This window comes from Wolbachia endosymbiont (group A) of Paraperithous gnathaulax, assembly GCF_964028485.1.
GTDB classification, from domain to species: Bacteria; Pseudomonadota; Alphaproteobacteria; order Rickettsiales; family Anaplasmataceae; genus Wolbachia; species Wolbachia pipientis.
The window spans coordinates 937,737-963,607 of record NZ_OZ034784.1; the positions used below are offsets into that span (position 1 = coordinate 937,737).

Consider the following 25,871-nt stretch of genomic DNA (forward strand, 5'->3'; position numbering starts at 1 on the left):
AAAGTGGGAACTCATATATAATGAATAGCACACAATTATTAAAAAAATTGAAATCCAGCAGTTCGCTGTAGCCAATTTGAATCCCACTCTGGATCTACGTCATAGCACCGCAATATCTCAGCATAGATTCCGCTAATGAGTAGCGGAATGACGAGTTTTACGCTTATCAAATTGTAGGCAAATCCTATTTAATACGCTTTTTCTAGTACTCTGCTTTTCTTCTTAAATGCATTGATCTTTTTTCTACCGTATTTAGTCTTTAACGTACTTGGCCTTTTAAAGACCTTTTTGCTGTTACGTTTTTTAAATTGCACACTACAATCAAAATTTAGCTCTCCTTCTTTGTCTGCCAGTGCAGGCAGTCTTCTCTTATCTTGAGGTGTAACAAAAGATAGCGCATACCCTTCAGCTCCAGCGCGTGCAGTTCTACCTATACGATGAATATAGTCAGCTTGCGATTGTGGTGCATCATAATTGATAACATGTTGAATGTGGGGAATATCAAGGCCGCGAGAAGCAACATCTGTTGCAACCATGATTTGATTACGGCCACGACGAAAAGAATTAATGACCCTTTCGCGCTTGTGCTGCCTTAAATCACCATGAATTGCTAAAGCGCTATAGTCATCTTTGTGCAATCTGTTAGCTAGCTGATCCGCTCCTCGCTTTGTTTTGACAAAGATAATGATTGATCCTTCGCGCTGACATAGTTGTGTAACAAGCTTTTCATATTTTTCTGATTCTGATGCATAAACAATTTCTTGCTTAATTTTTACAGAAGTTGTAACCTCACAATCAACAGAAATACGTTCTGGTCGATTAAGGTACTTCTCAGCAAGTTTTACTATATCTCCAGGAAGAGTTGCAGAAAACATAAGAGTTTGCCTTATTTTAGGCAAATGCTTCATAATTTCTTCAATCTGAACTCCAAAGCCCATATCAAACATACGATCCGTTTCATCAAGCACAAGAACGCTAACATTGCGAGTAATCAAAGTTTTACGCTCAATATGGTCTATAATACGACCAGGAGTACCTATTACAATTTGTGGTTTTTTCTGAAGCTGATTTAGCTGCCTAAAAATAGGCTCACCACCAATCAACAAAGCGACCCTTAGTGCAGAATTTTGAGATAAGAGTTTTCTTATCTCATTTGTTACCTGATGCGCAAGCTCTCTGGTTGGCACGATGACTAAAGCTGAACCAGTGTTAGGCTCATTCAGCAACTTAGCAACCAACGGAATAGCAAATGCTAAAGTTTTTCCAGTCCCCGTTTGAGCAGATCCGAGAATATCTTTACCTTGTAGCGCTAAGGGAATCGCTTGTATTTGAATCGGAGTTGGGACGAAAAGATTATTTTTATCTAGAGCTTGTCTAAGCGAAGCTGGGAGACCCATCTCATGAAAATTATTCACAATACGTTAATCCTGTTAAAAGACTTCATAATAGATTAATCTTCCAATCTTAAATTTATTGCAGATTTTTTATCTTCTCCGTTTCTACCGCGCTCCTCTTTAACCTCATAACTCACCCTTTCTCCTTTTATTCCCTTCTCTTTATTCTCTCCTTTAAGTGCCTCAGGTCTTATTCCCGAACGTTCCAATGTGCTAATATGTACAAAAACGTCACCCCCTTTACCTTCTGGCTTGATGAAACCATAGCCTTTTTCGGCATTAAACCATTTTACATTACCAAATTCCATTTAAACAACTCCTAAATTATTAACTAACATTACTAATGTGATGAAAAACTTTGAAATTACGATTGAGAATGCTTTAAGCTTAGCTATTGAAACTAAACCTTTATACTCCATAGTCTATTCTTAACATTACATGACAATAATACACAATTGTTGTACTTGATGCAAATAAATTTTTTAATCGTTAAGCGAACCTGCAACCGTCATTTCGCTAACTTTAATCGTTGGTGAATTAAATTGCCCACAAAAAGTTAGATCATCTGCAACGACTAAATTGCTAAACATATCCTTCAAATTGCTAGCAATGGTAATCTCATGTATTGGATACGTTATTTTTCCATTTTCTATAAAAAATCCGGAAGCGCCTTGGCTGTAATCGCCATTGATTAAATTGACACCAAAACCAAATAAATCAGTTACATATATTCCCTCTTTCACTTCCTGAATTAATTCTTCAAACGATACATCACCATTCTCAATGTAGAGGTTACTAGCTGCAGGAATAACTGCAGCATTACTTGCACGAGTTGCACTTCCGGTTGTTTCTGAGTCTAATTTTCTAGCCGAGTATAAGTCTAAAATCCAATTTTGTAATATTCCGTTTTTTACAAATATATTTTTCTTGCTAGTTATCCCTTCTCCATCAAATGGTCTCGATGCTATGCCTCTTGGCAACAATGGATCATCGATAATATTAATTCTATCGTTGAAAATCTGAGCGTTTAAACTACCCCTCAAGAAAGAACTGTTGCTTATAATACTGCTCCCATTTATAGCAGAAGCAAAACTTTTTACTAGCCCTTTTGCTGCTCTTTTTTCAAAAATAACTGGAAATTTACCAGTTTTCATTGTACGTGAATTCAATTGATCAACTGCTCTTTTTGCTGCTTCTTTTCCCATTAACTCTGGCAACTTTAAATCACTAAAATTACATGCTATATCATAATCGTAACCAACCTTCATTTCACTTTCTCTTCCAGCAACAACAGAGACCTGATTAGCAAAGGTTGATTTACTAAACGAGCCAATAAAACCAGAAACAGTCGATAATACTGTATTCACTAAAGCGTATGAAGAAGAGGCTCCTTCAGAATTAGTGATACTCTTATGTGCAAGGGCTGAATTTTCTGCAGCTTCAGCAATTTCTTTTAGGTTATCAACGGTTACAACATTATTATCTGAGATACTTAAATCTGCAGAAGAGATATAATTACTACCATTTACAGCAAAATTAATGCAAGGATCTTCTGGCGCATTCTTTGCCATTTCTACCACTTGGCTTACTGTATCACTCAGATTATTCAAATCGTTTGTAGAAATATACGCAGCTTTGTTTTTACCTGCTATAGCTCTGATTCCTACAGTGCAATTTTTAGATTGTGATATTTGCTCAATTTTTGATAGACGCTGAGAAACTGAAGTCTTATTAGTTTCATATATTGTAACTTCCGCATCTTGATTTTGCTTTTTTATTAGTTTAGTAATATCTGCTGCAATATTTAATATATTCATTTTCTATTCCTTAGATTTCTATAAAGATTCTGCACCACCTATAACTTCAATTAAATCAGTCGTAATCGCTGCTTGACGAGAACGATTATAAAGCAATGCTAATTTGTTCAGTATCTCTTTAGTGTTTCTGTTTGCTGATTCCATAGCAACCATTCTAGCACTATTCTCACTCGTTGCACTTTCAAGTAAAGCAGAGTAAAGAGCAATTACAACGTAATCTTGAACCAAAGATTTTAAAATAAATTCAATATTTTGTGGTTCATACTCATAGCCGTAATCTGTTGTTGGACCAGCCAGAGAGCTATCAATCAAGGATGAGTCTTTACTCCATGGTTTTATTGTTTCCAACATTGGTTTTTGCGTGAAGGTATTATAGAATTTACTATAAAAAACTTTAACTTTATCGTATTTACTTAAATCTATACCATCAACCAAAGCTTCTACGTGCTTTAACGTGATTCCCTTACTATTTTCAATTTTTAAGATACTTTTAGAGTCAAATCTATTTTTACCTACATCAAAAGCTTTTTTACCAAGAAATACAATATCTACTTTTTTGCCATTTGCGATTGACTTATTTACACGCTCTTGACTAAATTTGACAATAGAAGAGTTAAAGTTGCCGCACAAGCCACGATCAGACGCAATAATGAATACTAGGTAAGAACCGTCGTTACTGACATTTAGAATTTTTGCCAGTAATTCTTGATCAACTGATAGCATTAATGAAAAAATAATGTTATGCAGCTTAGATACATATAATTTTGAATTTAATAACTTCTTTTGGCTTTGTAACAACTTTGCTGCAGAAACCATTTGCATTATTTTCGTGGTTTTCTGTACAGACCTAATATTCTTAATTCTTAAGGATAATTCCTTTAAGCTCTTCATTTTGTATACAACCCTGATTTATTAAAATATATAACTGTTAGTGTCTAAAAGCAAGTTTTTTTGACATTAAAACCAAGTCTAGCTAAGAAACTTGCAGGTTTATTGTTTGGAGATAAGGATTATATTAAGAAAGTGCTCTAACTTCAGCAATATCAATGTGAAAGTAGCCTAATGGTAATTTCTACACTTTGTGGAATTTTATAATATATAATAAACACAATTAAAACTATTACAACTTGAACACTTATGATCCCATTGTTCTAGTTCCCTGTTACAATTTTTACATTTCCAGCCTGGATCAGGCAAAGCTTCTGAGCCCATCTTGTTTAGCCAATAAATTACCTTGTCGTGTTCTTGCAATGTAACCTTGAGTTGTATTACAATAAAGTAGATTGACATGTAATTAGCTTTTTTCATAGCAGTGTCTAAATATTGACTTGCAAGATCATATTTACCTGAACTCATTGAGGACAAAGCAAGTAAACAGTAACTAAAATAATAATCAGGGCGTAAGTTGTATAGTCTTTCAGCACCTTTACTATTTAAATTGATGTACATTTTAGCTGACTGAGGAGTAGGATTTACTGTATACTCTGCCTCTAGCACTGCAGAAGCTTTTCTGATTTTTCCAAGTTTAATATATAATTCTGCCTTTAAATAATTGATGGGCTGAAAAATTGCACTATAACGTTGTGCTCTAAATAAAGACTTTATAGCCTCCTTAAAATTTCCTTTACTTTCATATTGCTTTGCTAAAGCGCAATAAAACACTGCAAACATTTCTTTATGATCAAAGGGGAGAAAAATATTGGACTTAACTGCTTCCTTCAACCTCAAAATTGCATTAATCCAATCTTCTTTCAATATGCAATGCTCTATTTGAAAGGGAATAGATAGCATTTTATCGTTAATTGAACTAGAGCAATATTCTATAAATTTTTGAAAGACTACTTTTTCTTGTTTGAGGTGGACAATCAGCTTATTGGCTAGAAGTAGAGCTAAGTTACGATTTTTATTTGCAATATTTGTTAAACCGTTACTGAAAAAGCTGTAATTTCCCGTCTTACCTGAGTTAAAGAGCTTTATTAAAGACAACCTATCGCTCTCCTCACTCAGACTTTTAACTAGCTTTTGGGCATTCTCTATATTGTCTAAGTCTATGCTAAAGAAAGCTTCAAAGAGAAGCAATTCTTCCCTATCCCTTCTTCTATTTCTTATGTTGGCAAATGTTGATGAAATGGAGGAAAAAAAGCGTACAAGTGTAATTAATAAAAATAATAAAACTACACAAGTAAAAATAATGAAATATAGATCAATACTTATAGTGTAATTGCCTAATTCCAATTTTATTACTTCACCACTTACCTTGACCCATATACCAAATAAAAACGAAAAAGCGAAAATTATAAAATAAATCATGAGATATATTGTAATAAGTGATGATATATTGTTGAAATATTCTTAGAAGCTACAATAAAACCATTCAATTTATTCAGCCATGGCTTGAATTCTGAATGCGTTAAATTGCTTACTGTAACAGTTATATTTTGCCAATCATTATCATTTATTGACTCCTCAATTTCTGCGAATTTTACTCTTAATGGATCATTTCGGTCGTCTACCTTTATCCAGTTTGAAATGATTTTTTTAGACAATGTACTTTTGTTGTAATCGATAGTATCAATAGTTTTTTCAAAAGATAACTTCAATTCGTGTAAGGTATTTATCTCTTTCAAATTTTCTAATTCATCTACTGCATTTTCTATCTCTGGATCGTCAAGCTCTGATATCAAAGGCTTTATTGAATTTATATGGTTATCAAATTTTGCTTCTCGCAATAACGAATTCTTCATTTTAACCACAAGTAATAGCAATTTTGCAAGGTTCTTACATCTTGAGTTATTATCACCTTGCTCACATTGAGTATGCTGACTTCTCTTGAGGTCAAATATCTTTTTTTCTATTCTAGATTGATTAACTTCAAGCAACATTCTAAATTCATCCATGTTTTCCGTTAAAGCTTTCACATTGTTTTCACTCTCTTGCTGATTTATTTTTAAAAAGATTATGTTATTTATTGTGATGTAACCGGTAAATAACAATACAATTAAGAACCAACCTATGTACTTTTGCTGAGTATCATTCATAACGTAGTATCTCCGCAGGATCTTGTGCAGCTGCCTGCAACGCAGGAGCAATTGTCGCTAAAAATGATAAGAGTAACGCAAGTGCAGAAATATTTACTACGTCTTGGGGTACTAATATCACTGGCAAACTTGAAAAAAAGTATATCATAGGATCAAACAGCTTGACGTTAGTAATGTTTTCTAAAAACACTCTAATGCTTTCGATATTGAGAGAAAAAACGACACCTATAATACAGCCAAGACAAGTTCCCGTAAAACCGATTAATAGACCACAAGCGCAAAATATACGCATAATGCTTCCACTTGTTGCACCAAATGTACGCATAATTGCAATCGCGGATTTCTTTTCTTGCACTATCATCATTAAATTTGAGATAATATTAAACGCTGCTACAACTATAATCAAAGTGAGAATTAAAAACATCACATTTCTTTCAGTTTTTAAAGCACTAAAATAATGGCTTTGCTGTGATTGCCAACTTTCAGCTTCCATTCCTATTTCTTTTTCTATAGCATCTGCCAGCTTATCAGCTCTAGTAACGTCGTCTACAAGTACTTCTATATTTTTTATGCTATTTTTATAATTAAAAAAGGCTTGTGCTGATTTTAGAGGCATATATATCAAGGTATTATCATACTCAAACATACCCATATCAAATATTGCTATAACTTTATATTTTTTCATTCGCGGCATTTCACCAAGTAATGCATCAAATTCTTCAGATGATATAAACGTAATTTCGTCGCCATAGTCAATGTTCAAAACTTCTGCTAAGCGTGCTCCTATTATTATCCCTTCATCAAATTTTTTTACATCACCTATAATTACATTATTTGTAACGGCAGTACTATCAAGCAAATCTTTAGTTGACACACCTCGCACTACGCTACCTGCAATTTTACCATTTGCTACAATAATAACTTGATCATTGGTCATAGGAGTAGCTTTTAATATACCAGGAATTCTCTCAATAGATTTTGAAACTGCGTAGTAATCTGAATTTATGTTCCTATCAAAATAAACGTTAATATGGCCATCAATGCCAAGTATTGAGTCAAGCAACTTTGCTCTGAATCCGTTCATCACAGACATCACCACTATTAGTGTTGCAACTCCAAGGGCAATGCCGATAATAGAGAACAAAGTCATTATAGAGCAAAATCTGGCATTTCTTGCTCGCAAATAGCAAGCAGCCATAGTAATTTCAAAGGCAATGGACATTACAAAATATTTTGAGGTTAGACATTATATTTTTGAAACTTCGTATAATTGTAGACTTTTCTTTATTTAAAAACTAGAGATTTTTGCTTCCTTAAATTTAGCAGACTTATAGAGTATCTTTAACATTAGAATTTCAAAATCTTCCATATACATCATCCAACCTCACTATATCATTATCAGATAAATGCTCTCCTATCTGAAATTCAACTATTTCAAGTGGAGAGCTTGTGCTTTTATAACATAGAAAAAATCAAGAATATTATTGGGTTTATTCAATAAGTTATAATTCTTTCCTTCCATAATTTTCAAATTGTACAACTAGTTGCTTTACATTTACATCTGTGAGAAGAGCATTTTTGCTAACATGAGGTCTCGGATCAGATTTTGCTGATAAGGGATTCATCTGAGATATTTCATCCCTCATTGGAAATAAGCGAGATTGGGAAGCAACTTTTGGTGATGGCCTAGTTTTTTTCTCCACATCTATATTCACTTGTGCAACAGGAGGGGTCCTGCTTTCAATAGTTTGCGCATTAGGACTTTCTTTTGCTTGATTTTGTTTGAATTTTTTTCTTATCTCTTGTACTTTAATATCGATATTATAATTAATTTCTTTTTCCATAGAAGATACTACCATTTCTAGCTTTGTGCTTGATTTTTGATCAGTATGACCTAACTTTTTAAGTTTTAGTGGTAATTCAGGTTTATCTTTAGTTGATTTAGGAACAGTTCCTACTACTTTTGGTTTTTGTCTAACTTCTTGACCAGCAGTAAACATTTTTTTTGGCAATGGGGGTGCTATTGATGGTTTTGGCAATATTGGAGGTTTAGATTGTTGTTTTTGTTTAAGTTCTCTTTTTGCTTCCATATGTTCTTTAGGAACTGTTACATAAATTAGCTCTTCTCTAGGCGATTTTGAACTTTGTGAATTTTCTGTTAAAATTTTACTCTTCTTCTCTTGATAATTTGATATCTCTTTGTATCCAGGCTTTTCATCTAATGAATTTCCATGGCCTGAATCATTATAATTAACTTCTACTTGTCTATCTTCTTTTAGAAAACTGCGTTCTGGCTTTTCTGGAGCTATTGCAATATTTCCTCTTTCAACTTGCTCCAAACCTGAAATTTTACGATAAGCCTCTAGATATTCAAAGATTGTCATTGAAGTAGGAGGAGGTAATTTATCAATAAAACTACTTATATTCTTAACTGGAACATTTCTTCCCGAGATTCTATTCAATATTTCCTTTAATATCTTAAGACCTGATGGCTTTCCATTCATCGATTTTACATAATCAATTGAGTCACTACGTATAACAAACTTAGCTACATCTTCTGCCTTATCTGTAAAACGCTTTAATGCCTGAGATAAATCCCTTACCGTTTTATTATAATGTCTAATAGTTACTAACTCATCTCTTGCTTTTATAGCTTCTTTAAGGAAACCGAGATTTTCTCTATAATTGTCACTTTTAAATGGATCCTTCATATTAATTACAACTCATTATTTATTAAAATATGGGTATAGGTTTAAAATATTAAGATTTAGTAAATATTATTTTTTACATAAAGCAGCTATACCCATATTATAAATTGCCAACAAATGCATTTATGGCGTTACCATATTCTTCCATATACATCATCCAATCTCACTATATCATTATCAGATAAATGCTCTCCTATCTGAAATTCAACTATTTCAAGTGGAAAGCTTGTGCTTCTATTTTCAATCCTATGGGAAACTTCCCTTGGGATTTCTATCATATGGTCCTTTGCTATAGCATATTCTTTGTCTTCTAAACTAACATATCCAACTCCTGATAGCACTATATGGTATTCATCTCTATAGTGATGGAATTGCTTAGAAGTGCAGCTTAATGGATTGATAAAAAGATATTTTATAAGAAAATTTTCGCTCATTAAAATTATACTACAAAATCCCCATGGTTTAACTTCTTTCCTTATCACCTTTACTTTCTTAACTTTATGAATAAATGAAATTAGACTTTTGTTTGGTTGCTTACAAGCTCCACTCAATAAATTTTTATTACTTTCTGTCGTTGAAACTGGTTCTTTTTCTCTAATCACATGCTGAAATGATGCCGGTTCTTTACTAAACTTCTCACTCAATTCTAAAACTGAATTCCAAGTTCCAACATCCAACCAATCGAAATTAGCTTCTATCATTGCAACGTTTTTTGCTTTCTCCATCACCAAGTAATCAATGGATATGCCTTCAATTCCTGCAAAATCTCGTTGTTTTAAATACAGAAATCTCTCTTGCGGTGTGAAATATTTAAAACATAAATTGTAAAGATTCGGGGCAGATTTTTTAATCTCATCTATGTAGCGTTTTGCTTTAAACACAAATATTCCAGAGTTCCAATAATGATCGTTACTTAACTTACGCTCGGGCTTTTCTGTAAAATCTTTCACTATATGACATTTTTCTTTCTGATCATATACTGCATTTATATAGCCGTATTCAGAATTGAATTCATGAGGCTTAACCCCAAAAGTGACTATAGAGTTAGTTTCAGAGGCTAACTTAGACGCTTTTTGAGTAGAAGCATAAAAACTATTCAAATCACCTATAAAATGGTCTGAAGGCAGAATTAACATTGTCTCGTTTTCATTGCAGAGAAGTGCAGCAATTAATATTGCCGCTGCTGTTCCAATTTTCACTGGTTCGAAAATCACTTTATATTCTTGCAGTGCATGCAATTCCTCCATCACTAATGACTCGTACTGTATATTTGTAGCAATTATGGGCGGCATATAATCGCTTTTTAGCCTCAACAAAGTGTTGTGAAACATAGTGTTCTGACTAAATATTTTCTGAAATTGCTTTGGCTTAGATAAAGGCCAAAGTCTGCTACCACTACCACCACACAATATTACAGGGCGCATTTAGTTAAGATATTAATTAAATAATTAATATCTTATACTGAGGGCAAAATACATGCAAGTTTTTGTTGTGGAATAGTTAATAAAGAAAGTAAATGTTGATTTAAAGTAATTGCTAATGAGAGTGATCATGTGTAGCGCCTTGCCCTTGCTGTGAATTTCTTCTATTTTGTAATTCCTCAACATGACCTTTTCTTTTATCACTTAATATTTCATTACCCTTATTTTGTTCTTCCTCAGGACTCTTTAGTATTTCATTACTCTTGCTAACTTCTTTATCATCCCCTTGTTTCTTTGGCCTTCTAGCGTTAAGCTCATCCCATGTGCCCACTAGTGAATCACGATTCCCATGATCCGGCTTTAGCCTTTCTTCACCTTTAATAACATTAAAGTCACTTTTTGCTTCTTCCAAACATCCTTTCAGTTGGTGTTTCCACATGGTGTAGTAAGCATCACCATATTTTTTCTCATTTGCTACAAACAATAAAATTGGAGCCTTAAGTATGGTAGCTCCCATATCCACTAAATTTTTTACTGCCATTGCAGGAGTAAATAAAAGATAACCAAAAGACTTTGCAATTGGGTTTTGTTCGCTTATTAAATGCTCCCCTAACTTTATAGGAAGAGAAGTCAACAATTTAGTACAAACTTTAGCTAAACTTGTAGCAAAAACGATAGGAACAGATATAAGACTTTTATCTAGCTCTAGATTACCATTCTGATCTCTAATTTCTGAAAAATGGGTGCTTAGCTTCTTGTAATCACTAGTGTATAATAATTCTCCATTTCTTCCTTTTTCATCAACAACTTCCTGAACTTTACCTTCTTTATTTTTTACCTCTTTAGTTAGCACAGAAGAATTAGTTAATTCAAATGGATATTGAGGATCCTTAGTTTTTTCAGCTTCAAAAATTGGCACGTGTTTTTTCAAATCCATTCTCGAAAAGCCTAATGGCTCAAAATATGACTTATGCAACTCATTTATCGGAATTTGCTTACCCTGATTGTCTATATAATTGATAGTAAAATAAGATCTATCATTATCTTTATCTTTGGTAACTAAAGATAATCTGAAACTTGGTTGTTCTCCATTCTCATCTTTTTGACCATACAAAAGTTTATAGGTTGGATTTTTATCTTTATCTAGTATAGCATTTCCATGCATATCCCTGTTTTCTATGATTTTAGCAGACTGTACAATTTGATCATAATTTTTTGGATACTGGCATTTCCTTCCATCATACATCATTACCTTTCTAAGGTCTTCGACGTAAACTTGAGATTCAGGTGAAGTAAGCAGACCTTTTGCTTTAAGTGTAAGATCTATTGCTCCCTTTTTTAATGCTTCAAACATATTGTCAAACCAAAATCGCTATAATGCTATAGTTCAATAATAAAACTAGTACACTAATAATATATTAACACAGCACCGGTGATTTTACAAGAAAATATGCCTGTAGAAGATAAAGATTGTAAAAGCGAGGGTTATATAAGTAATGCTTGATAAGTACTTTATGCATGTAATTGTAAAAATCCTCAAAGGTACGCTGTGTATATAATCTTCGCATACTACCTGCATTCCAAGAACTGCGTGCCAAAAAATGCAAAACAACAATACAACAAAAAATAAAAGCTCTAGAGGGTGATTAATAAATTTTTCACTAAAAGACAAAGAGCTATCAGTATAAAATGTGCAAGAAAATGAATAGATAAACCAAGGAAACAGGAACAGTAAAATTACCGCAGAAACACGCTGAACCCACCAATGATGTACTGAATTTCCAGACTGACTCATATAAACATAAATAAAAAAGCCATAGTAGAAAGAAGTAGCGTTACTGTCAGCAGTATAGCACTCCTTGAAACGCCAGTAATTTCTAAATTAAGCCCAACATCCCACAATAAATGACGAATACCATTAAGAAAATGATATACAAAACTTATAAAACATAAGACATAAGCTAATTTAGCAACAGGAGTGAATAATAATGCATTTAAGTACCTTACTATAAGTAACTCAGGAAAGTAAACATGTAATATGAAATACCAAGAAAGTATCATTAATAAAAGGAATAGCAAGATACCAGTCAATCTATGCATAATAGAGAAAAAACTAGTAACTTGTACTTTATATATTTGTAAATGTGGAGAAAGAGGTCTATCACTCATAAAATTCCGTTATCGGGAAATTAAAATAAAGTAGAAGTAAAGACAGCAGTATAGCACATAACAACACCATCATTAAAAATGGTAAATTATGTGCAAAGCCTAAGGAGGTAATCCAGCTGCAGATTCCCCTACTGCTACCTTGTTACGACTTCACCCCAGTCACCGATCCCACTTTAAATAACTCCCTCCTTGCGGTTAGGTCGTTAGCTTCGAGTGAAACCAATTCCCATGGCGTGACGGGCAGTGTGTACAAGACCCGAGAACGTATTCACCGTGGCGTGCTGATCCACGATTACTAGCGATTCCAACTTCATGCACTCGAGTTGCAGAGTACAATCCGAACTGAGATGGCTTTTAAGGGATTAGCTTAGCCTCGCGACTTTGCAGCCCATTGTAGCCACCATTGTAGCACGTGTGTAGCCCACTCCATAAGGGCCATGATGACTTGACATCATCCCCACCTTCCTCCAGTTTATCACTGGCAGTTTCCTTAAAGTCCCCAGCATTACCTGATGGTAACTAAGGATGAGGGTTGCGCTCGTTGCGGGACTTAACCCAACATCTCACGACACGAGCTGACGACAGCCATGCAACACCTGTGTGAAACCCGGCCGAACCGACCCTATCCCTTCGAATAGGTATAATTCCCATGTCAAGGAGTGGTAAGGTTTTTCGCGTTGCATCGAATTAAACCACATGCTCCACCGCTTGTGCGGGTCCCCGTCAATTCCTTTGAGTTTTAATCTTGCGACCGTAGTCCCCAGGCGGAATGTTTAACGCGTTAGCTGTAATACAGAAAGTAAAACTTCCCATATTTAACATTCATCGTTTACAGCGTGGACTACCAGGGTATCTAATCCTGTTTGCTCCCCACGCCTTCGCGCCTCAGCGTCAGATTTGAACCAGATAGACGCCTTCGCCACTGGTGTTCCTCCTAATATTTACGAATTTCACCTCTACACTAGGAATTCCTCTATCCTCTTTCAATCTCTAGATTAGCAGTTTTAAAAGCAATTCCAAGGTTGAGCCTTGGGATTTCACTTTTAACTTACTAATCCGCCTACGCGCCCTTTACGCCCAATAATTCCGAATAACGCTAGCCCTCTCCGTATTACCGCGGCTGCTGGCACGGAGTTAGCCAGGACTTCTTCTGTGAGTACCGTCATTATCTTCCTCACTAAAAGAGCTTTACAACCCAAAGGCCTTCTTCACTCATGCGGCATGGCTGGATCAGGCTTTCGCCCATTGTCCAATATTCCCCACTGCTGCCTCCCGTAGGAGTCTGAACCGTATCTCAGTTCCAGTGTGGCTGATCATCCTCTCAGATCAGCTATAGATCATTGCCTTGGTAGGCTATTACTCCACCAACTAGCTAATCTAATATAGGCTCATCTAATAGCAATAAATTTTTCCCCCGTAGGGCGTATACGGTATTAGTTGCCGTTTCCAACAATTATTCCGTACTACTAGGTAGATTCCTATACATTACTCACCCGTCTGCCACTAAGTTATACCATAGCAAGCTACAATATAACTCCGTTCGACTTGCATGTGTTAGGCCTGCCGCCAGCGTTCATTCTGAGCCAGGATCAAACTCTCAAATTTAGACTTCAACCTATAAAAGGTTGAGGGTACATCGGATAAATCCGACAAAAAATAATTTAGCTTAATACTGCTGTCTTTATTTCTACTTTAGAAATATTTTAATCTCCAACTATTCAAACAACTTTAAGAATATTATTATGTGATATAATCACTATGTCAATATGTTTTTGCAAATCAAAAGCATTAATGTATAAATATATAACTATTTGGAATATTACCATGAAAAAATACATCTTTCTGCTTGCACTCGCGCCAATGTTAGTTGGCATCACATTATACTTATTGCGCAACATTGATAACACAAAACAATCTATAACTGCAGGTGACAAGTTTTACGAAGTATTATTCTTAAAAAAAGATAATAAGCCGCTGCTAGAAGAAATAGATTCAAATTGGGAGTATTTAGCAAATTTTGAACGCGCATTCAATCATATCTCAGATTCAATGCCAACAGACACAGCATCTATTTATAATGATTTGGCAGATGATAAAGATGCTCCTAATGTTTTGCGTGAGTTAGCACAATATTTAGAAGTAATGAGCTTACTTCACTCCAACGGTGAAAAAATAAATAAAGATAAAATTGATAATTTAGAATCAAGTGCAGTGTATCCTTATTCAAGCCAAGAAGCTATCGCTGTAGTAAAGATACACAATAACGACATTAAAGGTGCAACTGAAGTATTGCGTTCCCTATTAAATGACAGAAAATGCCCTACTCTAATAAAGGCTAATGCACAAGAACTACTCCGGATATATGGGAGTTAACTCATTGGACTTTTTGCATAGCTTTTGGCAGCGCATTGGATGAAACGAAAAACTTCCTTGACAAGCCTCGCCAGCTCCCTTATCATAAAACTGAAGCTATTTATTTATCTTCGCAATCTGTGCAGGTTAATGACAAAAAACTTAGGGTATTTGGCGTCTCATGTTTAATTTTTCGCACTACGTGCATCGCATGTCTTTAAAAATTTTTAGGTTTTTACCTATATAAGCCGAAACGCGCTTACAAAGCGTTTAAGACAGCAAAAAACGTCAAATTGACAAGGGAGAATTTGAATGCTAGCTACTACGGGGTTTCTTTGCCTTTTTTCCTGCTTAGTAAATTTCTTAAACACTTGCGATGTAGGTTAGTTGCAAGTTAAAAGCAGCTAAATCGCTCTTAATCAAGCGTTTTAGAATAAAAAAAACGCCGATATTTTAGTACATAGTAAATAGCCAACCACCACGGGGCTTCTTTTGCCTTTTTTTTCATTTGGTAAATTTTTTAAATATTTATGGCTAAAGATTGCACGAATGTTGCAATTACAAAAACGATTTCTACTAGGGTATCACGCACTGGGATGACACCATTCTTTTTCCTGGATCCAAGTAGTCAGGGCACTGGGATGACAGCTACCCTGACAATCGTCACCCCGCTGCTTGTTAGCGGATACCGCGGCGGTATGACGTAGAAGTTATACTTTTATGCTTACCAACTTAATAAAATTCCTGGATTCCAGTGTCAGCTACTTTCATGACACCAACAGTTGATATTGGTTTGTTGCTTTGCTAGCCAACTACTAGCTATGCCTCAAGTTTCCTATTCAAAATTTTCAATATCAAATCCAATTCATTTGGATTATCATACCGTATCATAACTTTACCCTTAGAATTGTTGTCATTAATTTTGATCTTTAAACCAAGTTGAGAAGATATAGCGCCTTCTATTACTGTCATATCTTGATTTCTAGTATATCTCTGCTCTTTTTGATTGTTGTTTTGATGTAGGTCCTTTATCAGTTTTTCAGTTTGTCTAACGCTTAAGCCCTGAGAAACTATTTTTTCTGCAATACTTTCCGCATTTTCAACATTAATCAACGCTCTTGCATGACCCATAGACAATTTTTTCTCATTGATCATTGTTTTCACCCTATCAGGGAGCAACAACATCCGAATCATATTGGTTATGTGGCTGCGGCTTTTGCCTATAGCTGAAGCTAATTCCTCATGTGTATAGAAAAACTCATCTATCAGTTTTCTGTAAGCTTCACCTTCCTCTATTGGATTAATATCTTGCCTTTGTATGTTTTCAATAATGGATACTTCCAAGCATTCCTTGTCGCTCAGATCTTTTATGATAACCGGTGCACTATCAAGATTTGCAATCTTGCTTGCTCGCCAACGACGTTCTCCAGCTATTATTTCATAACCATCATCATTTGAATCTTTGCGTACCACGATAGGCTGTATAATGCCACTTTTCTTTATCGAATTTGCAAGTTCTCTTAATGACTCCTCGTCAAAATGTTTCCTCGGTTGAAATTTGCTTGGGTGCAGTAATGAAACAGGCAAATGCTCTTGTCGATCTTCTTTATTATCATAATTATCGCCTATGAGGCCGGCAAGACCTCTGCCGAGGCGTCTATCATCCTTCATACTACGCCCTCGCTTACTAGTTTCTTCTCCTTACAACTGCTCGCGTGCTTTTTTAAAATTTCCCTTGCCAAACTTATATATGCTTGTGCACCAGGACACTTAAGATCATACACAATAGCGGGTTTTCCATGAGAAGGCGCTTCTGATAACCGTACGTTACGTGGAATAACAGTCTCATACAATGGGATGATAGTTTTGTATACTTTATCATTTAAATACTGGCAAATATCGTTTTTAATCTGTTCACTGAGTTTGTTGCGCCTGTCATACATTGTTAACACTATCCCTTCTATTGCCAAAAAAGGGTTTAGGTTATTCCTTTTTATTAGCTCCACAGTTTTAACTAAATGGCTTAATCCTTCCAGAGCAAAAAATTCACACTGAAGAGGAACAATAATAGAATTAGCAGCAGTCAAAGCATTTATGGTCAGAAGCCCAAGTGATGGAGGGCAATCGATGATTATATACTCATAATTATCGCGTATCTTCTCCAATGCGCTTTTTAGTACGAATTTTCCTCGCTCAAGTTGCGATAATTCAATTTCTGCAGCTGACAAATCAACTACTGACGAAATTAGCGATAAATTCGGAATTTCCTTTATATTGAAAATTGCCGATTCCATCAATTTATTTTCGCTGCTTAGTAGTATTTTGTATATGTTTTTTTCTTCCCTACTACGATAAGAAATCCCGAGTCCGGTGCTAGCATTTCCTTGAGGATCAAGATCTACCAATAAAGTGCTTTTTCCCACAGCAGCAAAGGCTGTCGACAAATTTATACTAGTTGTGGTTTTGCCAACTCCACCCTTTTGATTTACTATTGCAATAATCTTGCTCACGCCTTTTATCTTATGTATAAAATAATTCTATTGTATATATGCAAGAAACTTTTGCATTAGAAAATTTTTTTGTTGCTAACCACACTAAAATTAGACTGTCTTTTTTGCTTTGTGTAACACACTTTGAACCTTGTTTCCTAATTCATTCAGAGTGAATGGTTTTGGCAAAAAGTGAAAATCTTCTATATTGATGTCATCACTCTTTAAAAAAGCATCTTCTGCATACCCAGAAATAAAAATAACGTTGATATTTGGCCTATGGATCAATGCTTCTTTAACTATTTCTGGGCCGCTCACCTCTGGCATGATTACATCAGTGATTATAAGATCTATATGTTGACTTTTTTTACTGATTATTTCTAGCGCCTCGCTGCCTATGCTTGCTTCTATTACATCAAATCCTTTTCTTTTGAGTGCTTTAGAGATGAATTCCCTTACTGAATCTTCATCTTCGATTAATAAAATTATACCATTACCTTTAATTTCACTTACTACCGGTTTTTCTGTTTCTTCACTATCTTCCTCTCTATCATTTTCATCTGATATGTAAACCATGGGCAAAAATATGCTAAATTTAGTTCCATGATTTACTTTGCTAGCAACATAGATGTATCCTTCAGTTTGTTTAATAATGCCATATACAGTAGAGAGGCCAAGACCTGTACCAGAGGTAATATCTTTGGTAGAAAAAAATGGATCAAAGATCTTTTCAGTTGTATCACTCGTCATTCCACATCCAGTATCAATTACTTCAATCACAACATAATTTCCATGTTCAATCGCTTCCTTGTCTGGAGAAAACATATCCTGAGGTGTAGAATTTAATGAGTCAATCTTTTGATTAAAGGTTCGTATAGTTAATTCTCCGCCCTTTTCCATAGCAGCACTAGCATTGACTGCTAAGTTAAGTATAACTTGCTCTAATTGCCCTTGATCAGCCCTAACAGCACCCAAGTCTCTACCATAATAAATATTAAATTTTATATTTTCACCTATTAATCTTTTTATCATTTCATAAAGATTAGCTATAGTATTATTTACATCAATAATTTTTGGCTGCAAGGTCTGTCTTCTTGAGAAAGCAAGCAATTGTCTTACTAAATTTGATCCACGCTTTGCATTTTGCTGTATCTGTATTATATCTCCAAAAGATGGGTCACCAGCTGAGTGTTGGAGTAAAAGCAAATCGCAAAATCCTATTATCCCAGTCAATATATTGTTGAAATCATGCGCAATACCACCTGCTAACTGCCCTATAGCTTGCATCTTTTGATAATGCTCAAGCTTTATCTCTAGGTTTTTGTGTTCAGTATTGTCAATAAAATAACAAAGTATGAAGATCATTTTATTATGAAGAAACTTATTGAAATATATTTTTATGTTATTACCGCCGTTGAGCTGTACATCAAAAGACGCATTATTTATTCTATTACTCGAAAAATATTCACGTATTTTCACATGATAACTATCCAATATCAACGTAAAGATTGAATTATTATCTGACCCTGCAAGCTTTATTAGTGCCGTATTTTTCTTTACAAAGTTGCCGTTTATGTCACATTGTGCAATAGCAATTGATGAATTTGCAAAACAAGGGTGTAATTGATAATCAACAATATTTGATTCGGTTGGTGTTATAAAGCCATATATATAGCTATGGTTGTATTTATCACAAAATATAGCAGTGCTCATATAAGCCTTGAATGGAATACCACTTATAGTAAAAAACAAAATTTCATTATCGGTTGTTGTATTGTTATATTTAGATTGAGATATAAAATCACTGATTGAGCTACCTTTTTCCAGTTTTTTTAGTTCAAATATGTCTAAAAATCTTTTATTTACAGATAAAATCACCCCTTTGGCATTTGCAATGTAAGTTCCTATGCTGTGTTTTTCTATTAACTCTTCATATATCTGCTCCTTGTTTATCTGTGTTGCTTTTAATACAAAATACCCATCTGGCCTTGCTATTGGCACTAATGATAAATTTAAAATCTTATTACTATTTATAGCAATTTGGGGATTATCTGGTATCGGCTCAAAGAGCAAAAGAAAGTTAGATACTCTATTCTTCTTGTTTAAGGAAATGCATACCTGTACAGAAGAGTTATTTTTTAGTGCATGATAGAGTACTTTTTTGTCTGCTTCTGAAACATCTCCTATTTCAAGAATCTTGTCTAACGTAATGTCATCATCTATATGATCTTTAAACCTTTCGTAGAACCTTGCATCAGCATAAATAATACCTTCATCTTTATGTAAAATAAGGCAAAATTCTGTATTATGATTTAGTGCATTTGCAAATATTGCATTTTGAAATTCTATAGTATTAAGTAGGTATCTGTAGCGTTTTACATTATACATCATAAAGAGAGTTGTTAGAATGCTAACTAATAAATTAATCTCTATATTAATATGCTGACTATATATATCAAAAAAGTAGAGTATCGATATTGCTACTGGAGGTAAGAGCATAATAACTGCCATCACAACAATTGACATTCCATAATTTCTTAGTATGAAGTCAACCCTGTTCTCTTTTTTGTTATCTATGTATCTTTTATTCATTATTGTTACTTGGCATTGTTGTACATACGAAAATGTTCTATTATATTGATTTAATTATTATAGATTTATTAACGTCTTTGATAGATAATTATCATCCAAATCTAATTAAGTTCCTTAAATATCAGATATAACAATGTTAATAAGCTAGCAAGAGGATATTATGGAAAAACAAAAAACACAAGCATTTAAATGGTTCTGTGCACTAAGAGATAAGATTATAGAATCTTTCTTATTAATTGAAAAACAATCATCCGCAGAGCCAAAAATCGAAAAGAGAAAGTGGGATCGCCCAGGTGGTGGAGGTGGTGAATCTACAATTATTTTTGGTAATGTTTTTGAAAAAGTTGGAGTAAACGTTTCAAAAGTACACGGAAAATTTGCAGATTCAGCCATTAATGAAATTCCTGGTGCAAGTGAAAGTAACGGAGAGTTCTGGGCAAGCGGTATATCTTTAGTGTCTCATATGCAATCGCCCCTTATCCCTGCAGCACATATGAACACAAGGCTGATATATACTTCAAAACAATGGTTTGGTGGAGGAATGGATTTTACGCCAATATATAAAAATGAAGAAGATTGCAAGTATATCCATGAATCAATCAAAATGACATGTGATAGATTTGACACCGGATATTATCCAAAATTTAAAGAGCAATGTGACAATTATTTTTTCTTACAACACAGAAAAGAGCCACGTGGTATTGGTGGCATTTTCTATGATAATCTGAGTTCTGGCAACTGGGAAAACGATTTTGAGTTCACAAAAGCAGTAGGTGAAGCCTTTTTGGAAATTTATTTGCACATCATACGTAAACATATACAAAAATCTTGGACAAAAGAACAACGAGAAAATCAATTAATAAAACGTGGCAGATATGTAGAATTCAATCTGTTATACGATCGTGGCACAAGGTTTGGTTTAATGACTGACGGCAATCCAGATGCAATTATGATGTCAATGCCACCACTTGTTAAGTGGTTATAGAGAGCTGCTATTAGTAGAAAATAAATCATCATAGTTTAAAATTGTACCATGGTAGTGAGCTTTTATATAGGGGGTATAATCATGGGCATAATAGATAATTTTTTAATTAAATCTGTCAAAAACAATGACATAAAAGGTGTTAAACTGACTCTAATTCTCTATGATGCATTAAATAGTTTTAGAAAATTCTTTTCAAAGACTATGTCTCTCAAGAATACAGGATCATTTGATATAAATAATAATCAAGCTTTAAATCAGGCTTTAGGACATGCTACAGATCACAAAATAATGGAATTGCTGATTAATCGTGGAGCTGATATCCACTCAATAGATGAGAATGGAAAGAATGTTATAATTCGTGTTATTGAGAGTTTAGCAGAATCAAAAAATCTAAAATTGGATAGTGAGAAAAACTTACCAGCAGAGATAATTCTTCACCCCACAGTTTCCTTTTTACTAGGAAAAGGCGCAGAGTATTATTCTACAGATGATTTGAATGTTGAAGCTATACAACAAAAACCTCCTAGAACCTCTGAATATGAGCCAATAACTATGTACGCTGAGGTGAACAACAATGTAATACCACCTCAAAAACCTTCTAGAACTTTTGAGTATAAGCCAAAGAGCACTAATTATGATGCTTTGCCTTCAAAAGAGCCAATTTACGCTGAGGTGTATGATGCTAAGGTTAGTAACTCATTAGGGGAGAATGGTTATTTGAGTGTATCAGAAGAATCTATTTATGCTGAAATATATGATTCACATAAAAAATCCACTGAAAATTTATCATTGGAAGATAGTGGTTATTTGAGTATATCAGAAGAACCTATTTATTGCACTATAGATGATCTTTCAGAACAAAAGCCTACTAGCCTAAAACAGAAAGAGCCAGAACAGTCGTCAGAACCTATTTATGCTAGGGTAGATTTGTCCAAGAAAAGAGCAGAAAGAAAAGCAAAAGACATAAAAGCTAATTCTGGAACTTGCCATGGGTTAGTGCAAGATAAAGTGAATGATTGGCAAGTGAAGCTAAATGAGCTAAGTGCTAATAAGTCGATAAGTCAGCAACAGACTAATGATCAAAAAATTAAGACCAAGGCTGGCTTTAGTGTAGAAGAAATAAGGCAGAAATATGAGCGTAGAGATTCTGGCTACGATTCTGGCTATGATTCCGATACAAAAGTTGAACAACAATTAGAATTAGCTCCTAAATCTGAGATAGGTTCAGTGAGTATTGAGCATGGAGTAATAGGAGGCTGTCGATATAAGATTACTGATATATCCCTCTAACTATGTGATTCAAAATAATTGAATTGACTTTATATATGTAATCGATATAACCTAGTTAGATTCAAGTTGACTCTTTCGTCTAGTGGTTAGGACACCACCCTTTCACGGTGGTAACACGGGTTCAAATCCCGTAAGAGTCACTCAAGTAGAATATAATTAAAGTTTTGAATGGGAAAAATTAGGCTCTATGTTGAAGAAGCTTTATCACAAGGCGTGAGTTTAGCACTTAATCCACAACAAAGTCACTATATTTGCAATGTAATGCGGCTTAAGAAGTATGATAATCTCTCTCTTTTTAATGGAAAAGATGGAGAATGGTTAGGAGAAGTAGTTAATACATCGCGTAAATTGACAGAAGTTACACCCAAAGAATGCACTAAACAACAGCAATATGAGGAAAATTTATACCTGTATTGTGCCATGGTAAAAAGTGCTGCTTTGAACAACATAGTAAGACAGGCAACTGAAATGGGAGTAATCTGCATTCAATTTATTTCAACGGAATGTACAGTGGTAAAAAATATTAACCTAAGTAGAGCAAAATTACAAGCAATCGAAGCAGCGGAACAATCAGGTAGGATAAGTATACCAGAGATTTTGCCTCCTATTAACTTTTGTGAGTTACCTGATTCCCAGAGTAAAAATTTTGTTTTGTGTGATGAAACAGGTAAAGCTGACAAAGTGCTGAAAGGCAAAAAAAATGTTGCTATTATTGTTGGCCCTGAAGGTGGTTTTTCATCTTATGAACTTGATCTTGCCGATAAGTTTTGTCAAAAATTGAGTCTAGGAAAAAGAATTTTAAGGGTCGATACTGCTGTAGTTGCTGCACTCACTTTCACCAATTGGTGTAGCTAGATTTTTAAATATGACTAAGGTTTGGGTCATAAAGAAATCTGGTTCAGTGTTGCGCGCACAAAAACCCTGTAGACTTTCTACGAAGCAGTCTGTTGTTAAAGAGGAGCTAATAAAAAACATATTCTAAGATAATATTAAATCTCATATTATATTTTTTCTAAAGTAAACAAATGAATCTTGCATTTTGCCTGAGTTATTGATACTCTGAGTAAAGAAGTCGGGGCGTAGCGCAGCCTGGTAGCGCATTTGGTTTGGGACCAAAGGGTCGGGAGTTCAAATCTCTCCGCCCCGATGTTAGTATAATTGTAAGAACGCTGTAACATAAGAGCAATCTCCATCAGTAAGCAAGTAGCTGACACTGGAATGACATTATTTACCATGTAAATTATGGCATATTACATTTTAACGCTCAAGTTTATAAAATAATTGACAATGTTAATTTTCTAATTTATAAATAGATTTTGAAATGATTACCGAAGGAGGTATAGAGTTTGATAGAAGTATCAGTCCATTATGGTGATGTAGACAGAGCTCTTCCAGTATTGAAAAAAACAATTCAAAAGGAAGGAAGAGGGTTGAAAATGAAAAAACAATATCATGAAAAAAAATCAGAAAAAAGAGCTAAAAAGAAAGCTGAAGCTAAAAAAAAGAGGTACCAACAAGAGTGCAGAAGGCAACGTTATGGTTGGTAGTTTGTACTCAAGTTAATAGTTTATCATTGGTTATTTTATGAATATTCACGAATATCAAGCGAAAGAAGTTTTGCATAAATTTAATGTCCCAGTGCCAAAAGGTTTTGTTGCTACATCTGCAGAAGAAGTAAAGACTCAAGTAAGTCAATTAAAATCTGACGTGTTTGTAGTTAAAGCTCAAATTCATGCAGGTGGTAGGGGTAAAGCCGGTGGCGTAAAGCTAGCAAAGTCAGTTGAAGAAGCTCAACAGTTTGTAAAGGACATGATTGGTATGACTTTAGTTACTCATCAAACAGGGCCAAGCGGGCAGCAAGTAAGAAAAGTGTACGTTGAAGAAGGCTCAAGCATTAAGAAAGAGTATTATTTAAGCCTGGTAATCGACCCGAAGCTCAGTAGGCCAATATTTATATTTTCCTCAGAAGGTGGAATGGACATCGAAGAAGTGGCAAAAAATTCTCCTGCAAAAATTGTGAAATTTGATATTGATCCTGCTACAAGTTTTGATAGCAGCAAGTTAAGCAGCAGTTTTCATTTGAGTCCAGAACAAATAGAAAAGATATCGAACATTGCAAAAAAAATATATGATGCGTTTATTGCAACTGATGCGAGCCAAATTGAAATTAATCCACTGGTTGAAACAAATTCTGGAGATTTTATTGCGCTCGATGCAAAAATTAATTTCGATGATAATGCTTTATATCGTCACCCAGAAATTATGGAACTTCGTGATTATGATGAGGAAGTGAAAGAAGAGATAGAGGCTTCAAAGTATGGGCTCAGTTACATCAAAATGGATGGCAGTATTGGTTGCATGGTAAATGGTGCAGGTCTTGCTATGGCAACAATGGATATAATAAAATACTACGGAGCAGAGCCTGCTAACTTTTTGGATGTTGGTGGTGGAGCGAGTAAAGAAACTGTAACTGAAGCATTTAAAATCATATTGTCTGATAGCAACTTAAAAGGAATTCTGGTTAACATATTTGGTGGTATAATGCGTTGCGATATTATCGCAAGTGGAATTGTTGCGGCTGCAAAAGAAATGAGCATTAAAGTTCCTCTAGTGGTTAGATTATCAGGTACTAATTTTGAAGAAGGAAAAAAAATTTTAGAAGAGTCAGGATTAAATATTATTGCTGCAGATGAGCTAGATGAAGCTGCGCAAAAGATAGTAAAAGAGGTAAAATAAAGCATGTCCGTTTTAGTAAACAAAGATACAAGATTAATATGCCAGGGTTTTACTGGTGCACAAGGCACATTTCATTCAGAGCAAGCAATTGATTACGGAACGAAAATGGTGGGAGGTGTAACTCCTGGAAAGGGTGGGAGCACTCACCTTAATTTACCGGTTTTTAATACTGTAGCAGAAGCCAAAGAAAAAACCGGTGCAAATGCTACAGTTATATATGTACCTGCTAAATTTGCTGCTGCTGCAATACTTGAAGCAATAGATGCAAAAATAGAATTGATAATTTGTATTACAGAGGGCATTCCTATACTTGATATGGTGAAAGTTAAGCGTGCGCTTATCGGCTCAAAAAGTCGATTGATTGGTCCCAACTGCCCGGGAATTATTACCCCTGAAGAATGCAAAATAGGAATTATGCCTGGCCATATCCATAAGCGTGGACACATAGGAATTATGTCTCGCTCCGGAACTTTAACTTACGAGGCAGTAGCACAAACAACCGCTGTTGGTCTTGGTCAATCCACGTGTATCGGAATTGGGGGGGATCCAGTTCATGGTATAACATTTGTCGACTGTATGGAGCTCTTTTTAAAAGATAACGATACTCATGGTATTGTAGTTATTGGTGAAATAGGTGGAAACGAAGAAGAAGATGTATCACATTTTGTGAAAACAGAAAAAACTAAAAAGCCAATCGTTGGTTTTGTAGCAGGCCAAACGGCACCTCCAGGAAGACGTATGGGACACGCTGGAGCAATCATCTCTTCCAGCGGTGGAAGTGCTGGTGCAAAACTAGAAGTTATGCGGAGCGCTGGAATTGCAATTGCTGAAACCCCTGCAGTAATTGGTAAGAAGGTATTGGAAGTAATGCATCACTAGA

At 34.7% G+C, this 25,871-nt stretch carries 23 protein-coding genes, 2 tRNA genes and 1 rRNA gene; 10 read left to right on the plus strand and 16 right to left on the minus strand.

Annotated features, from left to right (window positions below):
* Window positions 1–188: 188 nt before the first annotated feature.
* The 13 genes from ABWU74_RS05020 to ABWU74_RS05080 form a co-directional block, all read right to left on the minus strand.
* On the minus strand, window positions 189–1,415 hold the full coding sequence (locus ABWU74_RS05020; protein ID WP_038199603.1) for a DEAD/DEAH box helicase: 1,227 nt from the start codon (window positions 1,413–1,415) through the stop codon (window positions 189–191).
* Between the two features lie 35 nt (window positions 1,416–1,450).
* On the minus strand, window positions 1,451–1,702 hold the full coding sequence (locus ABWU74_RS05025; protein WP_006279919.1) for a cold-shock protein: 252 nt from the start codon (window positions 1,700–1,702) through the stop codon (window positions 1,451–1,453).
* A 174-nt stretch (window positions 1,703–1,876) separates the two neighbouring features.
* Window positions 1,877–3,211 carry a TldD/PmbA family protein gene (locus ABWU74_RS05030; protein ID WP_010081974.1) on the minus strand — a complete coding sequence of 445 codons (1,335 nt, stop codon included), beginning with the start codon at window positions 3,209–3,211 and terminating at the stop codon, window positions 1,877–1,879.
* 18 nt (window positions 3,212–3,229) lie between these two features.
* Window positions 3,230–4,102 (minus strand): ATP synthase F1 subunit gamma, encoded by an 873-nt coding sequence (atpG, locus tag ABWU74_RS05035; RefSeq protein ID WP_010081973.1) that lies wholly within the window; start codon window positions 4,100–4,102, stop codon window positions 3,230–3,232.
* A gap of 198 nt (window positions 4,103–4,300) precedes the next feature.
* Window positions 4,301–5,521, minus strand: coding sequence for a hypothetical protein (locus tag ABWU74_RS05040; RefSeq protein ID WP_007548692.1), 1,221 nt, complete (start codon window positions 5,519–5,521; stop codon window positions 4,301–4,303).
* Window positions 5,518–6,249: a hypothetical protein gene (locus ABWU74_RS05045; protein ID WP_038250643.1), complete on the minus strand. Its 732-nt coding sequence runs from the start codon at window positions 6,247–6,249 to the stop codon at window positions 5,518–5,520. Before ABWU74_RS05045 ends, ABWU74_RS05040 begins: the two co-directional genes overlap by 4 nt.
* Entirely contained in the window at window positions 6,242–7,471 is a 1,230-nt protein-coding gene (locus tag ABWU74_RS05050) for a lipoprotein-releasing ABC transporter permease subunit (RefSeq protein ID WP_070357005.1), read from the minus strand. Before ABWU74_RS05050 ends, ABWU74_RS05045 begins: the two co-directional genes overlap by 8 nt.
* Window positions 7,472–7,751: 280 nt before the next feature.
* The gene (locus ABWU74_RS05055) at window positions 7,752–8,960 is read right to left on the minus strand and encodes a hypothetical protein (protein ID WP_070357004.1); all 1,209 of its coding nucleotides are present in this window, start codon (window positions 8,958–8,960) and stop codon (window positions 7,752–7,754) included.
* A 128-nt stretch (window positions 8,961–9,088) separates the two neighbouring features.
* On the minus strand, window positions 9,089–10,381 hold the full coding sequence (locus tag ABWU74_RS05060) for a sugar phosphate nucleotidyltransferase (protein WP_264329418.1): 1,293 nt from the start codon (window positions 10,379–10,381) through the stop codon (window positions 9,089–9,091).
* 112 nt (window positions 10,382–10,493) lie between these two features.
* The gene (locus ABWU74_RS05065) at window positions 10,494–11,732 is read right to left on the minus strand and encodes a hypothetical protein (protein WP_010082038.1); all 1,239 of its coding nucleotides are present in this window, start codon (window positions 11,730–11,732) and stop codon (window positions 10,494–10,496) included.
* An 84-nt stretch (window positions 11,733–11,816) separates the two neighbouring features.
* Window positions 11,817–12,173, minus strand: a complete 357-nt coding sequence (gene sdhD, locus ABWU74_RS05070) for a succinate dehydrogenase, hydrophobic membrane anchor protein (RefSeq protein ID WP_010963113.1) — start codon at window positions 12,171–12,173, stop codon at window positions 11,817–11,819.
* Complete coding sequence (sdhC, locus tag ABWU74_RS05075; protein WP_010963112.1) at window positions 12,170–12,547, minus strand: succinate dehydrogenase, cytochrome b556 subunit; 378 nt, start codon at window positions 12,545–12,547, stop codon at window positions 12,170–12,172. Before sdhC ends, sdhD begins: the two co-directional genes overlap by 4 nt.
* A gap of 100 nt (window positions 12,548–12,647) precedes the next feature.
* A 16S ribosomal RNA gene (locus tag ABWU74_RS05080) occupies window positions 12,648–14,152 on the minus strand.
* A gap of 153 nt (window positions 14,153–14,305) precedes the next feature.
* Between ABWU74_RS05080 and ABWU74_RS05085 the strand changes: the two genes are divergently transcribed.
* Both ABWU74_RS05085 and ABWU74_RS05090 read left to right on the plus strand, forming a co-directional pair.
* On the plus strand, window positions 14,306–14,920 hold the full coding sequence (locus ABWU74_RS05085; protein WP_264705839.1) for a hypothetical protein: 615 nt from the start codon (window positions 14,306–14,308) through the stop codon (window positions 14,918–14,920).
* 509 nt (window positions 14,921–15,429) lie between these two features.
* A complete protein-coding gene (locus tag ABWU74_RS05090) occupies window positions 15,430–15,606 on the plus strand; it encodes a hypothetical protein (RefSeq protein ID WP_179943664.1) in 177 nt (58 codons plus the stop codon).
* A 112-nt stretch (window positions 15,607–15,718) separates the two neighbouring features.
* Here ABWU74_RS05090 and ABWU74_RS05095 read toward each other — a convergent pair whose 3' ends face one another.
* The 3 genes from ABWU74_RS05095 to ABWU74_RS05105 all read right to left on the minus strand — a co-directional run bounded on the left by ABWU74_RS05095 (window position 15,719) and on the right by ABWU74_RS05105 (window position 19,980).
* Window positions 15,719–16,570 carry a ParB/RepB/Spo0J family partition protein gene (locus ABWU74_RS05095; protein ID WP_353289244.1) on the minus strand — a complete coding sequence of 284 codons (852 nt, stop codon included), beginning with the start codon at window positions 16,568–16,570 and terminating at the stop codon, window positions 15,719–15,721.
* Entirely contained in the window at window positions 16,567–17,409 is an 843-nt protein-coding gene (locus ABWU74_RS05100; protein ID WP_353289245.1) for a ParA family protein, read from the minus strand. The genes ABWU74_RS05095 and ABWU74_RS05100 overlap by 4 nt, the downstream gene beginning before the upstream one ends.
* Before the next feature lie 90 nt (window positions 17,410–17,499).
* Window positions 17,500–19,980, minus strand: a complete 2,481-nt coding sequence (locus ABWU74_RS05105; RefSeq protein ID WP_151807519.1) for a response regulator — start codon at window positions 19,978–19,980, stop codon at window positions 17,500–17,502.
* Window positions 19,981–20,140: 160 nt separating this feature from the next.
* Between ABWU74_RS05105 and hemF the strand changes: the two genes are divergently transcribed.
* From hemF to sucD, 8 genes are all read left to right on the plus strand, one after another.
* The gene (hemF, locus tag ABWU74_RS05110; protein WP_064124995.1) at window positions 20,141–20,965 is read left to right on the plus strand and encodes an oxygen-dependent coproporphyrinogen oxidase; all 825 of its coding nucleotides are present in this window, start codon (window positions 20,141–20,143) and stop codon (window positions 20,963–20,965) included.
* Window positions 20,966–21,046: 81 nt separating this feature from the next.
* Entirely contained in the window at window positions 21,047–22,255 is a 1,209-nt protein-coding gene (locus ABWU74_RS05115) for a hypothetical protein (RefSeq protein ID WP_353289246.1), read from the plus strand.
* A 68-nt stretch (window positions 22,256–22,323) separates the two neighbouring features.
* Window positions 22,324–22,395, plus strand: a tRNA-Glu gene (locus tag ABWU74_RS05120).
* Window positions 22,396–22,423: 28 nt separating this feature from the next.
* Window positions 22,424–23,110 carry a 16S rRNA (uracil(1498)-N(3))-methyltransferase gene (locus ABWU74_RS05125; RefSeq protein ID WP_353289247.1) on the plus strand — a complete coding sequence of 229 codons (687 nt, stop codon included), beginning with the start codon at window positions 22,424–22,426 and terminating at the stop codon, window positions 23,108–23,110.
* A 218-nt stretch (window positions 23,111–23,328) separates the two neighbouring features.
* Window positions 23,329–23,402, plus strand: a tRNA-Pro gene (locus tag ABWU74_RS05130).
* Between the two features lie 199 nt (window positions 23,403–23,601).
* Window positions 23,602–23,802 carry a 30S ribosomal protein S21 gene (rpsU, locus tag ABWU74_RS05135; RefSeq protein WP_006279819.1) on the plus strand — a complete coding sequence of 67 codons (201 nt, stop codon included), beginning with the start codon at window positions 23,602–23,604 and terminating at the stop codon, window positions 23,800–23,802.
* 37 nt (window positions 23,803–23,839) lie between these two features.
* A complete protein-coding gene (gene sucC, locus ABWU74_RS05140; RefSeq protein WP_353289248.1) occupies window positions 23,840–24,991 on the plus strand; it encodes an ADP-forming succinate--CoA ligase subunit beta in 1,152 nt (383 codons plus the stop codon).
* Window positions 24,992–24,994: 3 nt separating this feature from the next.
* Window positions 24,995–25,870: a succinate--CoA ligase subunit alpha gene (gene sucD, locus ABWU74_RS05145; RefSeq protein WP_010963102.1), complete on the plus strand. Its 876-nt coding sequence runs from the start codon at window positions 24,995–24,997 to the stop codon at window positions 25,868–25,870.
* The last annotated feature ends 1 nt before the right edge of the window (window position 25,871 follow it).